Consider the following 15,510-nt stretch of genomic DNA (forward strand, 5'->3'; position numbering starts at 1 on the left):
CAAGGGAGCCGCGATGCCTCAGCACCGTCATTCGACAACGCTGCCCAAGGAGGCAAAACTATTCCGCAACAATCGCAGCCAGGCGGTGCGCATTCCGGTTGAGTTCGAGCTTCCTGGCGACAAGGTTTTGATCAGTCGGGAAGGGGACCGCCTCGTCATCGAGGCAGTTCGCAAACCTGGCCTCACCGCATTGCTCTCACAGTGGGCGAAAGAGGCGCCGCTCGGTCCTGAGGATGATTTTCCCGAGATCGGCGATGCGCCAATTCACCCAGAAGACATTTTTTGATGCGGTTCATGCTGGACACCAGCATCATCAGCGACATGATCCGAAACCCGGCGGGAAATGCCGCGAGCGCCATGGCCCGCGAGGGCGACGATGCCGTCTGCACCAGCATCGTGGTCGCCTCGGAACTGAGATATGGCTGCGCCAAAAAGGGATCCGCCAAGCTGCTCAGCAAAGTTGAGCAATTGCTGGCTGAGATTCCTGTCTTGCCGCTCGATGTGCCGGTCGATGCCGAGTACGGCGCTATTCGTGCCGAGCTGGAAGGTGCGGGCCAGGCCATCGGCCACAACTTGTTTATTGCCGCCCACGCCTATGTCCTAGGAATTACATTGGTGACCGCGAATTGGGGAGAGTTCACCCGGATCAGAGGCCTGAAGGTCGAGAACTGGCTGGCTTGATGCCATGGAGACCGTCGTGGCCTCTATGGATCAAGCAGCCGGGAACAGCTTCCAGCGTCCCGGGCGGAAGGCCACCCGGCTCTTCTGCGCCGCCGGATGGTCGACGGGCAATTCGATCTCAACGCGCTGGCGCGCGCCGCCGATCTCGAGCTCGACGCGTCTTGTGCCGGCGACGCGGCGGCTGGCGGCGACCGTGCCAGCAATGCAGCCGCTGCAGCCGTCCAAAAGTTCGACATCATGCGGGCGGAAGAACAGGGTCGCTTCGCCGGGAGGGGCATTTGGCGCCGACAGCCCGATCGGGCGATCAGCGATCCAGACCTCGCCATTCTCGACCTTGACCGGGATCGAGCTCGATTCCCCAATGAAGCCATACACAAAGGGTGAGTTCGGCGTGTCGTAGATATCGTCGGCGGTGCCGACCTGTTCGATGCGGCCCTGGCTCATCACCACGACGCGGTCGGCAAGCTCCAGCGCCTCTTCCTGGTCGTGGGTGACGAAGACGGTGGTGTGGCCGGTGGTATCATGGATTTCGCGCAGCCAGCGGCGCAGTTCGCGCCGCACCTGCGCGTCCAGCGCGCCAAACGGTTCGTCGAGCAGCAGAACCTTTGGCTCGATCGCCATGGCGCGGGCGAGCGCCACACGCTGGCGCTGGCCGCCGGAGAGTTGCGCTGGATAGCGCTTTTCCAGACCTGAAAGCTGGACGAGATCGAGCAACTCGGAGGCGCGGCGGCGGATCTCCTGTGCCGGCGGGCGCGTCGACCCGTGCCGGACCTTGAGGCCGAAGCCGATATTGTCAGCCACTGTCATGTGCCGGAACAGCGCATAATGCTGGAAGACGAAGCCGACATTGCGCTCCTGGATCGACTTCTGCGAGGCATCATCATCGCCGAAGAAGATTTTTCCCCGTGTCGGCCGCTCCAGCCCGGCGATCAGCCGAAGCAGCGTCGTCTTGCCGGAACCGGACGGCCCCAGCAGCGCGATCAGCTCACCCGACTTGATGTCGAGCGACACGTCGTGCAGCGCCGGAAACCGGTCAAACTCCTTGCGCACATTGGCAACGCGAACTTCCATCGATTGAACCTTCTAATGTCCGCGCGCTGCGGCGATCTCGGCGCCGTAGCGCATCTCGAGAAGTGTTTTCAAGACCAGCGTGACGAGCGCCAGGCCCGCAAGCAATGAGGCGACGGCAAAGGCGCCGACGGCGTTGTATTCGTTATAGAGGATTTCGACATGCAGCGGCATCGTGTTGGTCAGGCCGCGTATGTGGCCCGACACCACCGAGACGGCGCCGAATTCGCCCATGGCGCGGGCGTTGCACAGGAGCACGCCGTAGAGCAGGCCCCATTTGATGTTGGGCAAGGTGACGTACCAGAAGGTCTGCCAGCCATTGGCACCGAGCGACAGGGCTGCCTCTTCGTCGCCATTGCCCTGTTCCTGCATCAGCGGGATCAGCTCGCGGGCGACGAAGGGAAAGGTGACGAAGACGGTGGCGAGCACAATGCCGGGCACGGCAAACAGGATGACGATGCCATGCGCCTTCAGCCAGCCGCCGAGCAAGCCTTGCGCGCCAAACAGAAGCACATAGACGAGGCCTGAAATGACCGGCGAGACCGAGAAGGGCAGGTCGATCAATGTGGTCAGGAAGGCCTTGCCCTTGAACTCGAACTTGGCGATCGCCCAGGCAGCGGAAATGCCGAAGACGATGTTGAGCGGCACCGAGATCGCCGCCACCAGCAATGTCAGCCGGATCGCCGAACGCGTGTCGGCGTCGCTCAGCGACTGCGTATAGGCACCGATGCCTTTGGCGAGCGCTTCGTGGAACACGATGATCAGCGGCAAGAGCAGGAAGATGCCAAGGAAGGCAAAGGCAATCAGCATCAGCACGGCTTGTGCCGGACGGCTCTCGGTGACCGCTGCCGAGCGGCTTTCGTGGTAGGGCTCGTAGGATTTGATTTCGGGATCAGCCATAGCGCTTGCGGCTCCATGTCTGCGCCAGGTTGACGACCAGAAGCATGACGAACGACAAGATCAGCATGATCGCCGCGATCGCGGTGGCGGCGGGGTAGTTGTATTCCTCAAGCCGGATGACGATCAAAAGCGGCGCGATCTCGGATTTGTAGGGCAGGTTGCCGGCGATGAAGATGACCGAGCCGTATTCGCCGACGCCGCGCGCGAAGGCCAGAGAAAAGCCGGTGATGATGGCCGGCGCCAGGCCCGGAAACAGGATGCGGGTGATGATCTGGAAGCGGCTGGCGCCGAGCGTGGCGGCGGCTTCCTCGACCTCCTTGTCTATCTCTTCCATGATCGGCTGCACGGTGCGCACGACGAAGGGCAGGCCGATGAAGATCAGCGCGACGACGATGCCGAGCGGCGTGTAGGCAACCTTGATGCCGAGCGGCGCCAGGAGGTGGCCGATCCAGCCGTTCGGCGCATAAAGCGTGGTCAACGCGATGCCGGCCACGGCGGTCGGCAGGGCGAAAGGCAGGTCGACCATGGCATCGACGACGCGGCGGCCGGGAAAGCGGTAGCGCACCAGCACCCAGGCGACGAGCGTGCCGAAGACGACATTGACGGCCGCCGCGATGAACGCGGTTCCGAAGCTGATCTGAAGCGCGTTGATGGTGCGTCGGTCGATGGCAATTGCCCAGAATTCAGCCCAGCCGAGGGCAGCCGAACGCCATACAAGCCCGGAAAGAGGGATGAGGATGATAAGCGTGAGGTAGGCAAGCGAGAAGCCGAGCGTCAATCCGAAACCCGGAATGACGCTCGGCTGTCTGAACCGCCACCCCGCCTGGGCGGGTGCTATGCTCATGTGGTCCTGGATCTTCCTATTGGGCCGGCTTGTAAATCTGGTCGAATATACCACCGTCGCCGAAATGATAAGGCTGTGCCTTCTTCCAGCCGCCGAAGAGCGGATCGTCGATGGTAATCAGCTTGATGGCGGGCAGCTTGGCGAGATCCTCCGGCGGCACCAGATCTGGCTTCGACGGGCGATAGTGGTTCTTGGCAATGATCGTTTGGCCTTCCTTGGAATAGAGGTAGCCCAGATAGGCTTCGGCGACCTTGCGCGTGCCCTTGGCATCGACATTGGCATCGACCACGGCAACAGGCGGCTCGGCCAGGATCGAGGTCGGGGGGTAGACGATGTCGAAATTGTCGGAGCCAAACTCGTCAAGCGCCAGATAGGCGTCGTTTTCCCAGGCGATCAGCACGTCGCCGAGGCCCTTTTGCGCGAAGGTCACGGTGGAGCCGCGCGCTCCGGTGTCGAGCACCGGGGCATTGGCATAGAGCTTGCCGACGAATTCCTTGGTCTTGGCTTCGTCGCCGCCGTCATTGGCGTTGGCATAGGCCCAGGCGGCCAGGTAGTTCCAGCGCGCGCCACCCGAGGTCTTCGGGTTTGGCGTGATCACCTGGACGCCATCCTTGACCAGGTCGTTCCAGTCATGGATGCCCTTGGGATTGCCCTTGCGGACGAGGAAGATGATGGTCGAGGTGTAAGGGGCGGAATTGTTCTCGAACTTGGTGCGCCAATCCGGGTTGATCTTCTTCGACTTGGAGACGATGGCGTTGATGTCGCCCTCCAGCGCCAGCGTTACCACGTCGGCGTCGAGGCCATCGATCACGGCGCGGGCCTGTGCGCCCGATCCGCCATGCGACTGCTGGATGGTGACCGTTTCGCCGGTCTCGGCCTTCCAGTGCGCCACGAAGGCTTCGTCATAGGCTTTGTAAAGCTCGCGCGTCGGATCGTAGGAGACGTTGAGAATGGTTGTATCGGCAAACGCGAAACCGAGCGTCCCGAACTGTACAGATGTGGCGACCAGTGCGCCGAGCAGTTTCCTGAAATGATGAGGGTTGGTCATTTCCGCCTCCGTTGAACTGGAGCGAACTCTACCGAATTGATAGAATTTAGATGCATTCAATGTTGCCTTTTTCGGTCCCCAGAAGGAAATTCCCGCCGATATTCCGGGCTATACAGAAATTTTTTCCTCGAAATGCTGGCGACCGGAATCCACGCGAAGCGGATGCGTGCTCCAGCTAGAGGTCACGGGTTCGAAAAACGTTTGTGAATGCGATGGCGCGGCACGACCGTGGCCGGGCAGGTTCACTCAGCGGTAACGGGAAAGTCGAAGCGCTGTTTTGCGAACGGTTCGTGTTCCAGAGTGAAATGCCACCACTCGCGCGCATAGTTCTTGAAGCCGGCGGCGCGCATGGCTTCGACCAGCAACAGGCGATTTGCCGCCGCTTCCTTGCCAAGCGGGTGGTGCGTGGTTTCGCTCAGCGGATCGAAACAGTCGAAGCCGGTGCCGAAATCGAGCGTGTCGGCATCTGGAGCACCACAGGCCGGGCCGGGGTTGGATGCATCGCCGGTTCGCGCGAGGGCGACGTCGACGGTTGATCCGCGCGAATGGGTCGACAATTCGCCGATATAGCCCTTGGCGATCAGGTCGTCGCGCTTGACCTTCGGATACCATCGCGGGTCAGCGGGGCCGCCGGCGCGGGTCCATGCGCCCATGTCGGTGACGGCGCGGGCAGGGCGGTAGCAGTCGAACACGACCAGCGTCAGCCCCTTGGCGGTGACCCACCTCTGGACACCGGCCAGAGCCTCTGCCGCCTGCCGGGTCAGGATACACACCGGCGCCTCATAGCCATTGGCCTTGCGGTGCAGGAAATTGTCCGAGCCGGCGTAGCGGATATCCTGGCGGATCGATGCATCGACGTCCGCGAGACGGACAAAGCCGGCGGGTAGGGTGTCGGCATATGCCGCCGGAATGGCAGCCGTGACCATCAAGGCATAAAACCCAACGCGCTGAATCGCCTGGCGCATTCTATTCAACGGAAGCATTCACTCGACGAAGATCTTCACACTGGCCGCGCGGCCGACGGCGTCGATGACGGTCAGCGTCGAATAGCCGGCGCCGTCAGGCAGCCAGGTCGCCGTGCGGCGTCGATCGATGCCGAGCAGTGGCTTGCCGTTGGCCAGCCAGCGGAATGGTGCTCGGCCTCCTTGCAGCTTCAGCACCAGCGGCGAGGCGTCGGCCGAATTGGTGCCGAGATCGACGCGGGCGCCGTCTGGCGGAAAGATGATGGTTGGCGCCGGTTCGGTCTGCGTTGCCTGCACCAGTCCGTCCGAGCCGGCGCCGAAGCGGGCAAGCGTGACAGGCAAGTCGTTGCGCTTTGGGCTGAAGACGCCGGGCGGCTTGCCCGGCAATGGAACGGTGGCAATGCCCGAGCGGACAAAGCCCTCGAAAAGGATCGGCGCGGCCGAGACGTAGCCGGACAGGCCGGGCACGGCACCCGCATCGGGCCGGCCGACCCAGACGCCGAGCACATAGCGGCCGTCGAAGCCCACCGACCAGGCGTCGCGGTAGCCATAGGATGTACCGGTCTTGTAGGCGATGCCGCGCTGGGAGGCACCCTCCGGCGGCTTGACGCCGGACAGGATGTCGGTGATCTGCCAGTTCGCCTGGCCATCGAGGATGGTGGCGCTGGTGCGTTCGGCATTCGCCGGCTCGGTGCCGTCATGCAGCGTGTGCGTTTTGCCGCCATTGGCGAGGCCAGTGTAGAGCTGAACGAGATCGCGCAGCGTCACGCCAACGCCGCCGAGGCCGATGGCAAGGCCCGGCGCCTCGTTGATCGGCAGGATCGGGCTGACGCCGGCCTGGCGGAAGCGCGCCGTCAGCCGCGCCGGGCCAACAGCATCGAGCACGCGGATCGCTGGAACATTGAGCGACAGTTGCAGCGCCTGCCGGATGCTGACATCACCCTGATAGCCCATGTCGAAATTCTTCGGCCGGTAGCCGGAGAAGTCGACCGGGCTGTCCTCGATCAGCGTTTCCTGCGCCACCAGCCCCTGCTCGAAAGCGAGCCCGTAGATGAAAGGCTTCAAGGTCGAGCCTGGCGAGCGCACGATCTTGGTCATGTCGATCCAACCGGAGCGGCTGGCGTCAAAGAAATTGGCCGAGCCGACTTCGCCGAGAATGTCCCCGGTGCGTGCGTCGGCCATAACCATGGCGACGGACAGGCGAGGGCCAAGTTTTGTCGCGGCGTCCCTGGCAACCTGTTCCAACCCTTCCTGGACGCTCTTGCGGATCGTCAGCTTCAGCGGCTGACCGGGAACAGCCCTCGGCAACATCGCGTAGGCGGCATGGGCGGCGAGTGCCGGCAATGTGCGGCGCAGGCCAGACACGTCATCGAGCGCGGCGCGCGCGGCCTCGCGCTCGCCCAGCAGGCCGGAGGAGACCATGCGGGTCAGCACGCGGTCGCGGGCTGCGTGGGCGATCTGGAGGTTGCGGTCGGGCCGGCGCCTCTCGGGCAATTGCGGGAGGGCGACGAGCAGGGCTGATTCCGAAACGGTGAGCCGCTTCGGCTCCTTGCCGAAATAGGCCAGCGAAGCGGCACGCACGCCTTCCAGGTTGCCGCCATAGGGCGCCAGCGTCAGGTAGCGTTCGAGGATCTCGCGCTTGGACAGCCGGCGCTCGATCTGGATGGCGCGCAGCATCTGCTTGATCTTGGAGCCGAGGCTGCGGCTTTCGCGCGGTTCGATCAGCCGGGCGAGTTGCATCGACAGGGTCGAGCCGCCGGAAACGATATGGCCACTGCTGGCGAATTGACCGGCAGCACGCGCCAGCGCCAGAAGATCGACGCCCTCATGGTCCCAGAAGCGCTTGTCTTCATAGGTGACCAGCATGTCGACGAACTGCTTGTCGACCTGGTCCAGCCTGGTTTCGAGCCGCCAGTAGCCGTCCGGCGTGGCGAAGGCGCGCAGCAGGGCGCCGTCGCGGTCCTGCACTTCGGTGGAGACCGTGAGTTCCGCCGGCAGTGGTGGCGGAAAGGCGCGGTCGAGTTCCCAAAGGGTGGCGACGGAAAGGGCGAGGATGCCGGCGAGGGAGGCGGTGGTAATCGCCAAACGGTGCAAGAGTTTTCTGGAGAGCATGGTGCTGCCCCTCATCCGCCTGCCGGCACCTTCTCCCCGCATAGTGGCGGGGAGAAGGGAACTGGCCGCAACGTCGTTGCCTGTTCTGCAACACCGACTATTGGCGAAATCGTCGACAAAAGCCCCTTTCTCCCCGTCGCTATACGGGGAGAAATGCCCGGCAGGGCAATGAGGGGCAGCGCCATCGCCATGTTCATCATCGCCACCATCGGTGCCTTACGGCGCCTTGATCTCCATCATGCCGGTGGCTGTGCGGGCCGAGTATTGCGGCCGGTACATGTCCTCCACCGTTGCCGCCGGATGGGCATAGGTGCCCGGCGTCACCGCGCGCACGACATAGGCGAGCGTTAGATTGTGGTCATGGTCGCCGTCGCTCGGGTTGAAGGCCGCAATGAAACGGTCGTCGCGGAATTCGAGATGAGCGGCGTCGGTCTGTGCCAGCCAGGAGAAGTTCGTCAACTGGGCGCTGGAGACCAGGCCCGGGTTGTCGATCTCGAAGCCGGCTGGCAGCAGGTCGGTGATCAGCAGGCGCGAAGGCCAGGTGTTCTGTTCATTGACCTTGAGCACGACGACATAGCGCTCGTTCTGGGTTGCCTCCGTCACATTGGCTTCGGTGCCATCGAGCTTGTAGTAGGTGCGGCTGATGGTGAAGCCGTCGCCGCCTGCCGGCAGAGGCTGGCTCGGCGACGCCACGGTGGTGACGACGGCCTGCAGCGGGGTCTTGCCGGTGTTGGCGATGGTCAGCGGGCTATCGACCAGGTCACTGCCCTTGACCTGGTTGGAATAGCCGCCGGAGTGCGGAGCGCCGTTGACGGAAAGCGTGATCGAATCATTGCCTTCCTTCAGCGCGCGGGCCGCCAGCAGCATCCAGGAATCGTCCTGGGTGCTGGTCCAGCGGGCCTGGGCGCGTTCCCTGGCCACCAGCTTGATCAGTTCCGGCACAATGGTCGGCACCGGCTTGGATTCCGCCGCCAGCGCCAGCATCGCGGCGCCATCCCGCAGCGCTGAGCCATAGTCGGAGCGGTAGTAATCATAGTCGGTGCTCGACTTGGCCAGTTGCAAGGCGGTCTGGAAGGTCGCTTCGGCGCGTGGCGTATCGCCGTAGAGCGCCAGGCTCGCCGCCAACTGGGCGACGGCCATCGGGCTCGAGAAGGCTTCGAGCTGCGTATCGGCGTAGTAGCGCAGATCACCGACCGAGGCCTTCTTGTTGCGGGCCAGGACATAGAGGGCGTAGGCAATCTCGCTGCCACGGTCCTGTACGCTCTGGTCGTAGCCGAGCGAGTTCTGCAGGTTGCTCAGCGCCTGGTTCATGGCCAGGCTCGGCACGTCGTATTTCTGCTCGCGCGCCCTGGTCAGGAAGTCTGTGACATAGGCATCGAGCCACAGGTCGCCGGAGCCTGGACCCCACAGGCCGAAGCTGCCGGCCGAGGCCTGGTAGCTCAGGACCTTGTAGATGGCATCCTGGATGCGGGTGTGCAGCTCAGGATCGCTGGTCATTCCGATGCCGGACGCCATCTCGTTGACGTAGAGCAACGGCATGGCGCGGCTGGTCGTCTGCTCGGCGCAGCCATAGGGGTAGCGGTCGAGCGTCATCAGAAGCGACGGCACATCGAAGGCAGCCGCCTGCGACACGCCGACACTGACGGACGCGCCGTCGAGCAGGCTTGCCGCGAGAAGCTCCTTGTCGACGCGAAGCGCGCCGCCATTGCCCTTGAGGTCGACCACCAGGCGGGTGGTGACCGGCAATTGCGCCGGACGCACCGGCACATAGAGCGTCTGTTCGACAGCGGTGCCATCGGCATGCGCCAGCTTGATGGTGAGCGAGGCATTGCCGGCCGTCTGTGCGATCAGCGGTACGGTCAATGTCTGCCGCTTGCCCTTGGCCAGCGTCAGTTTTTCAGGCAGCGGCTTGTCGCCGGTCGACAGGTCGCCGGTTGTCTCGATCGACAGTTTGTAGTCGCCGGCCGGACCATCGGTGTCGGCCACGTCGAGGCGCATGACAGCGGCATCGCCCGGCGCCAGGAAGCGTGGCAGGCCGGCGGTGATCACCACCGGATCGCGCACGATCACATCGGTCTGGGCATGGCCGACGGACTCCTTGGTCCAGGCGACAGCCATGACGCGCACGGTGCCGTTGAACTGCGGGATGTCGAAGTCGATCCGTGCCTTGCCGTCGGCGTCGAGCTGAACGGGGCCGGAGAAGAAGGCGACCAGCTTTTCGGTCGGCGGGCTGCCTTGCGTCTGCATGTTGGAGCCGTCACCGCCGGTACGCAGCTTGCCCGTGGTGCCGAGCGAGCCATCGATCAGGCGGCCGTAGATGTCGCGGATTTCCATGCCCAGCATGCGCTGGCCAAAGAACCAGTTTTCCGGATCCGGGGCCTTGTAGTTGGTCAGGTTGAGGATGCCGACATCGACAGCCGCGACCATGACATAGGCGTTGGCGCCGGGCTGCACGCCGGCCACGGCGACCGGGATCGACAGCTGCTGGCGCGGCATGGTCTTGCCCGGCGGCGTCAAGGTTACGGCGAGCTTCTTCGAGCCCGGATCGACCTTCAGCCATTTCACGCCGATGGCGCGGGCCGGCATGCGCGTCTCCTGCGCATCGCCCGGCCGGAACAGGGTGGCCGTGACATAGGCGCCGGCGCCCCAGTCGTCACCAACAGGAATATCGACCGTGCTGCCGCCGGCCGGCACGGTGGCCGTGATGGTCTTCAGCAGCTTGTCGGCGCCGATGTTGATGAGAAGTTCGCCGGCAAAGTGCGGCGAGACCTTGAGCTTGGCCACTTCGCCAGCGGCATAGGTATCCTTGTCGAGGGCGATCTCGAGGCCGTCAGGGGTTTCGGTCGTGGTCGAGGAGACATACCAACCGGCATCGAATTCATAGCTGGTCGCCGGCCCTTCGGGATCTGATGTTTCGACCTCAAGCCGGTACTGGCCCCAGTCGACCGGCACGGAGACCGTCGCATCGCCATCGGCGCTGAGATCAACCTGGCCGTTGGCAATCGACTTGGTGAAGGTCACCGGCTCGTAGTTCCAGGAGTTGTTGGAGCGGTACCACTGGTAATTGCGTTCAACCTTGACCAGCGTCCACTGCGCGCCTTTCAGCGCCTCGCGCTTGCCGTCTGGGTCGACGGCGATCAGGCTGAACTTCGCCGTGCCGCCTTGCGGCACTTCATTGTCGGCGAAATCCGGCCGGATGCCGATCATGTGGCCTTGCGGGCGGATGCCGATGTTGAGCGAACGCTCGATGGCGCGGCCACCGGTTTCGCGCATGCGCACCGTGACCTTGGCGTCGACCAGCTTGGTGGTCGAGGGCAGTTGCTCGACCGAGACCGGGAAGGTCACCTTGCCGTCATCGCCAACCACCGGCAGATCGGTGAAAGGGGTAACCGTCGGCTGGGCCGACTGCTCGTCGGCGAGGCCGAACGAGAACGCCGGGAAGCGGTCCCAGTCGCGGGACGTCGACAGCGTCATCTCGCCTTCGAGCGCCAGGCCCGCCGCCGGTGCGCCATAGAGAAAGCGGCCGTCGATGTTGATGTTTGCGGTTTCGCCCTGTGCGATCTCCTGCTTGTCGGCGGTCATGTCGAATTCGATGCGATCCGGCACGAAGTCCTCGACCAGGAACATCTGGGTGGCAACGGCTGCCTGCTTGGGATCGGTGTAGATCGACACCGACCAGGTGCCGCGCATGGCGTTGGGTTCGAGCCCGAGGTCGACCGCGTGGCCGCCGGCGGACGCGCCGTCGCTGATGATGCGGCGGTCCTCGACACCATCGGGGCGCGAGAAGATGAAGGTCAGCGGCAGGTTCTCGACCGCCTTGGCCGCACCGTCGCGGGCAAGGGCCGCGACATGCACGTCCTCGCCGGCGCGGTAGATGCCGCGCTCGGTCCAGGCATAGACATCCAGTGCGCCAGGCGCGGCGCGCCCTGTGACGCCACGGTCGGACAGGTCGAAGCCCGCTTTGCCCATGTCGAGGAAGACAAAGTCGTTGTCGCCCTGCTTGGCCATCAGCACGGCCGGCACCATGCCGCCGTCGCCACGGGTCAGGCCCGGATTGAAGACAGCATGACCCTCCGCATCCGACGTCGCGGTGCCGAGGATTTCATTGTTGCGGGCCAGAAGCGTCAGCTCAGCGCCGGCAATCGGCTTGGCTGACCCCAGCGAGCGGGTGAAGACGTTGAGGCCGTCCTGACCGGTATAGGTCGAGAGCCCAATGTCGGAGACGACGAACCACTGCGTGGCGATCGAGTTGTAGTCGTCGCTCTTGTCGGTGACCGCCTGGGCGGTCAGCACATAGACGCCGGGCTTGCGCTGGGGGATGGCCTCATCGATCGGGAAGGAAGTGGTGACCTCCTTGTTGAGATCGCTGGCGATATCGAGCTGGCCTTGCCAGACCGGCGAGCCCATCTGGTCGGAAATGTTGGAAAGGTCGTAGCCGTCGAGCTGCTTCAGGAACTGGTAGCCGGACAGAAGCTGCGCCAGCGAACGGTCGCCAATGCGGTAGAGCTTCATCCGGGCGGCGTTCATGTTGACGGTAACGACCGGGATGCCGCGGCGCGCGCCGGCCGGCAGCACGAAGCTGTCGCCGGTGAAGCGGGCCGACGGCGCCCGGTCCTGCACGTAGATCGACAGCACCACGGGAGCGGCGGTGACTTCGCCGATCGCGGCCGGCAGGCCGGCGCGGAAGGTCACGTCATAATGCTGGCCGTGTTCGAGCCCCTCGACGCAGATCTGCTTGTCCTTGGCTTCGACGCCCTTCGGCGGCGCGTTGTCGACAGTGACGAACTGCGCGTAGTCGACACCGGTCTTGACCAGATCCTCTGAAAACTGCGCGCAGATGCGCGGTGCACTGGTGTCGGCATCGACGGAATGGTCGATGACGCGGAAACCCTTGCGCGCCTTGAGATCGGCATAGTCGGCCTGGACCGATGGCGAGGTGACCAGTGCGAGGCTGGCCTCATAGGCCTGCAGGGCCGGCCGGTAGAGGTCGCGCTTGTCGAGGCCATTGCCGAGCAGGGCCAGCACCTCGGCGCGGGCCTTGGTGGTGCGCGACAGCTTGTAGGCGTTGAAGGCGGCGGAGGTGCCGTTTGCCGGCAAAGTGGAGGCTTCGGAGGTGTTGGCGGCAGGCTGCACGGCCAGCGTTTCGCGCGCCAGGGCAAGCCAGAGTGGGCCGTCTTCCGGCAGCACGGAGACCGCGGCTTCGTATTTCAGCATGGCGGAACGATGGTCGCCGGTCAGCACGGCCTGTTCGGCGGCGGTGCGCAGCGCGGTCAGCCCATCGGTCGGCTTGGTGTAGCCCGGGCCCAACAGCTTGTTGATATATTGCTGCGCCTGATCGGCCATCCAGTTGGGGAAGAAGGCCAGTTCCGGCGGCGCACCGATGTCGGGGTCGCCATCGACATTGACGACCTTGCCGGCAACAGCGCCGTTGAACGTCTTGATCTGGTTATAGTCGGACTTGAGGAAGCACCATTTGGCCTTGGTGTTGTAGGTGAAGGCGCGGCAGGCCGGGTCGCCGAGGCATGTCGTCTTGCACTGGTCGAGGCTGACATTCTGGTCGGATCGCAGATCGAAACCGAAATAATCGGAATTGTTGGTCGTTGCGATTCGCCGGGCCTCGGCCGCCTGCGCGACGCTGCCCCAGGCGAAAAAGAGAAGGATAAGGATCGAAAGACCACGAGCCGCGCGCATTGCCATAACACCCTCCAGACACAGCTGACGTCCAGGCATGTTCAAGCTTCAGTCAGGCTTGTCAACACGAGGACGAGGCAGGGTTCCGCCTGCCAACGGTTTCCTTTCCGGCCGATGGCCGGTAGTACCTCCATAGGACAGGGATCACGCTTTCTTGCGGCGACGCAAAAGGTGTGAATTCCAAGCCCGTCCTATTTGAGACAATTGGATTGTGGCCCCTTTACGAGCACTTCAGAACTTCATTCCAATTTTAGTTTTATGACCTAGGTTGTCTTAATGCCGGCGCATGAAGAGCAGATGTCAGGAGGTACCGCGCCAGGGCGCGTGCTTCCGCGCGCCCTGCTGTTGGCCATGATGTGCGCGACCGCGCTCGTCGCAGAATCAAGGCCGGCGGCTGCCTTCGAGATTTTCGGCATAAAGTTGTGGGGGGCATCGAGCGAGGACGCCGATATCGTCGATCCGCTGCGTTATGGCGTGACAATTTCGGTTCCCGACGCCGACAAGGATCTGATCAAGAAGCTCGAAAACGCTTCGGCCCTGAAAGGGGACGAAGAGCGTCCGGTATCCGGTTCGCTCGGTCTGATGGCCAAGGCGCGCAGCGACCGCGAGCAGCTGGTTGCAGCACTTTATGCCGACGCGCGCTATGAAGGCGTCGTCAACATCACCATCGACGGCACACCGCTGGACGATCTGCCGCCGGATGCCGAATTCAAGGGACCGCAGCCGATCCCCGTCGTCATCGACATTGCCAGCGGGCCGAAATTCACCCTTGGCAATATCCGGCTGGAAGGCGATGCGGCCGGGCTGATGGGCGCCGATTACGGCCTGATATCAGGCGGCGATGCCGGTTCGGGCGCCGTGCTCAAGGCCGAAGCGCTGATCGTGCGGGCGCTGAAGCAGGAAGGCAGGCCGCTGGCCAAGGTGGCCGATCGCCATATCGTCGCCGACCACGCCACCTCGACGCTTGACGTGACGCTGACGGTCGCCGCCGGGCCGGTCGCCGGCTATGGCGACACCACGGTCGAAGGCACGGAAAAGGTCGATCGTGACTTCACCGAATATATGACCGGCCTGAAGCGCGGCCGGCAATATTCGCCGCAGGAGATCAGTGACGCACGCGACCGGCTGCTGGCGCTGGAGGTGTTCAACAGCGTGACGCTGAAGGAAGCCGACAAGCTCGACGCCGACGGCAATATTCCAATCGGCGTCCAGGTCAGTGAGCGCAAGCCGCGTTATTTCGGCGTCGGCGGCACGTTCTCAAACACCGACGGCCTCGGCCTCGAAGGCTATTGGGGCCACCGCAACCTGTTCGGCCGGGCCGAGAAGCTGCGCATCGACGGCGCCATCTCCGGCATCGGCAGCAACGATCTGAGCAAGCTCAACTACAACGCCGGCGTTATGTTCGAGAAGCCCGGCGTCATCGGGCCGGCGTCGAAATTCTTCGCCAGCGTCAAGACTGTGCTCGAACACCCTGATGCCTATGACCATTTCTCGGTCAAGGGGAGCACCGGCCTGTCCTACGAACTGACCAAGAAGCAGACGGTTTCGGCAGAGGTGGCGCTCGACTATTCCAGGATCACCGATGCTTTCGGCAAGCACAAATACCTGATCGCCAGCATTCCGCTGCAATATGTCTATGACAACAGGGACAACAGGCTTAACCCGACCACGGGCTTCCGGGTGCTGGCCTATGCGGAGCCGAGCTACGATATCATGAGCGGCGCTGCCTTCCTGAAGCTGAAAGGCGAGGGGTCGGCCTACCAGTCGCTGGATTCGGCTTCGAAATTCGTGCTGGCCGAGCGTGTTGCCGTCGGCTCGATTGTCGGCACCGGGCTCGAACATGTGCCGGCTGACCGGCGCTTCTATTCCGGCGGCGGCGGCTCGGTGCGCGGCTACGCCTATCAGGGCATCGGCCCCAAGGACCCCACCGGCCAGCCGATCGGCGGACTTTCGTTCTTCGAAACCTCGGTCGAGATGCGCATTGCCATCACCGACACGATCGGCATCGTGCCTTTCATCGATGCCGGCACGGTGTCGACAAAGTCGGTCCCCAACTTCTCCGACGTCAAGGTCGGCGCGGGCGTCGGCCTGCGCTATGTCACGCCGTTCGGCCCGCTGCGCATCGACGCGGCGTTGCCGCTCAACCGTGATCCCGGCGATCCACGTTTCGGCATCTATGCCGGCATCGGCCAGGCCTTCTGAGC

Annotated in this window: 10 protein-coding genes; 3 read left to right on the forward strand and 7 right to left on the reverse strand. The window is 63.8% G+C overall.

Annotation, left to right across the window (positions count from 1 at the left end):
* Nucleotides 1-13: 13 nt before the first annotated feature.
* Nucleotides 14-286, forward strand: coding sequence for an antitoxin (locus GA829_RS16955; RefSeq protein WP_195173863.1), 273 nt, complete (start codon nucleotides 14-16; stop codon nucleotides 284-286).
* Complete coding sequence (locus GA829_RS16960) at nucleotides 286-681, forward strand: type II toxin-antitoxin system VapC family toxin (protein WP_210337672.1); 396 nt, start codon at nucleotides 286-288, stop codon at nucleotides 679-681. Before GA829_RS16955 ends, GA829_RS16960 begins: the two co-directional genes overlap by 1 nt.
* Nucleotides 682-711: 30 nt before the next feature.
* Here the strand turns inward: GA829_RS16960 and GA829_RS16965 are convergent, their stop codons facing one another.
* From GA829_RS16965 to GA829_RS16995, 7 genes are all read right to left on the reverse strand, one after another.
* Nucleotides 712-1,752 (reverse strand): sulfate/molybdate ABC transporter ATP-binding protein, encoded by a 1,041-nt coding sequence (locus GA829_RS16965; RefSeq protein WP_195173865.1) that lies wholly within the window; start codon nucleotides 1,750-1,752, stop codon nucleotides 712-714.
* A gap of 12 nt (nucleotides 1,753-1,764) precedes the next feature.
* Nucleotides 1,765-2,649, reverse strand: coding sequence for a sulfate ABC transporter permease subunit CysW (gene cysW, locus GA829_RS16970; protein ID WP_195173866.1), 885 nt, complete (start codon nucleotides 2,647-2,649; stop codon nucleotides 1,765-1,767).
* Nucleotides 2,642-3,493, reverse strand: a complete 852-nt coding sequence (gene cysT / locus GA829_RS16975; protein WP_195173867.1) for a sulfate ABC transporter permease subunit CysT — start codon at nucleotides 3,491-3,493, stop codon at nucleotides 2,642-2,644. Before cysT ends, cysW begins: the two co-directional genes overlap by 8 nt.
* Before the next feature lie 16 nt (nucleotides 3,494-3,509).
* The gene (locus GA829_RS16980; protein ID WP_195173868.1) at nucleotides 3,510-4,541 is read right to left on the reverse strand and encodes a sulfate ABC transporter substrate-binding protein; all 1,032 of its coding nucleotides are present in this window, start codon (nucleotides 4,539-4,541) and stop codon (nucleotides 3,510-3,512) included.
* Nucleotides 4,542-4,783: 242 nt separating this feature from the next.
* Nucleotides 4,784-5,506 (reverse strand): M15 family metallopeptidase, encoded by a 723-nt coding sequence (locus GA829_RS16985; RefSeq protein WP_195173869.1) that lies wholly within the window; start codon nucleotides 5,504-5,506, stop codon nucleotides 4,784-4,786.
* Nucleotides 5,507-5,524: 18 nt separating this feature from the next.
* A complete protein-coding gene (gene pbpC, locus GA829_RS16990; protein WP_195173870.1) occupies nucleotides 5,525-7,615 on the reverse strand; it encodes a penicillin-binding protein 1C in 2,091 nt (696 codons plus the stop codon).
* 216 nt (nucleotides 7,616-7,831) lie between these two features.
* On the reverse strand, nucleotides 7,832-13,312 hold the full coding sequence (locus GA829_RS16995; RefSeq protein ID WP_195173871.1) for an alpha-2-macroglobulin family protein: 5,481 nt from the start codon (nucleotides 13,310-13,312) through the stop codon (nucleotides 7,832-7,834).
* A gap of 270 nt (nucleotides 13,313-13,582) precedes the next feature.
* On the opposite strand from GA829_RS16995, the gene GA829_RS17000 reads away from it, so the two are divergent.
* Nucleotides 13,583-15,508, forward strand: a complete 1,926-nt coding sequence (locus tag GA829_RS17000; RefSeq protein ID WP_195173872.1) for an autotransporter assembly complex protein TamA — start codon at nucleotides 13,583-13,585, stop codon at nucleotides 15,506-15,508.
* Nucleotides 15,509-15,510: the final 2 nt, after the last annotated feature.

It is taken from the genome of Mesorhizobium sp. INR15, assembly GCF_015500075.1.
Classification (GTDB): domain Bacteria; phylum Pseudomonadota; class Alphaproteobacteria; order Rhizobiales; family Rhizobiaceae; genus Mesorhizobium.

Bases quoted from the DNA above. Each gene is read 5' to 3' on its own strand.
- GA829_RS16955 (WP_195173863.1), top strand. From the start codon at position 14: ATGCCTCAGCACCGTCATTCGACAACGCTGCCCAAGGAGGCAAAACTA.
- GA829_RS16960 (WP_210337672.1), top strand. From the start codon at position 286: ATGCGGTTCATGCTGGACACCAGCATCATCAGCGACATGATCCGAAAC.
- GA829_RS16965 (WP_195173865.1), bottom strand. From the start codon at position 1,752: ATGGAAGTTCGCGTTGCCAATGTGCGCAAGGAGTTTGACCGGTTTCCG.
- cysW (WP_195173866.1), bottom strand. From the start codon at position 2,649: ATGGCTGATCCCGAAATCAAATCCTACGAGCCCTACCACGAAAGCCGC.
- cysT (WP_195173867.1), bottom strand. From the start codon at position 3,493: ATGAGCATAGCACCCGCCCAGGCGGGGTGGCGGTTCAGACAGCCGAGC.
- GA829_RS16980 (WP_195173868.1), bottom strand. From the start codon at position 4,541: ATGACCAACCCTCATCATTTCAGGAAACTGCTCGGCGCACTGGTCGCC.
- GA829_RS16985 (WP_195173869.1), bottom strand. From the start codon at position 5,506: ATGCGCCAGGCGATTCAGCGCGTTGGGTTTTATGCCTTGATGGTCACG.
- pbpC (WP_195173870.1), bottom strand. From the start codon at position 7,615: ATGCTCTCCAGAAAACTCTTGCACCGTTTGGCGATTACCACCGCCTCC.
- GA829_RS16995 (WP_195173871.1), bottom strand. From the start codon at position 13,312: ATGGCAATGCGCGCGGCTCGTGGTCTTTCGATCCTTATCCTTCTCTTT.
- GA829_RS17000 (WP_195173872.1), top strand. From the start codon at position 13,583: ATGCCGGCGCATGAAGAGCAGATGTCAGGAGGTACCGCGCCAGGGCGC.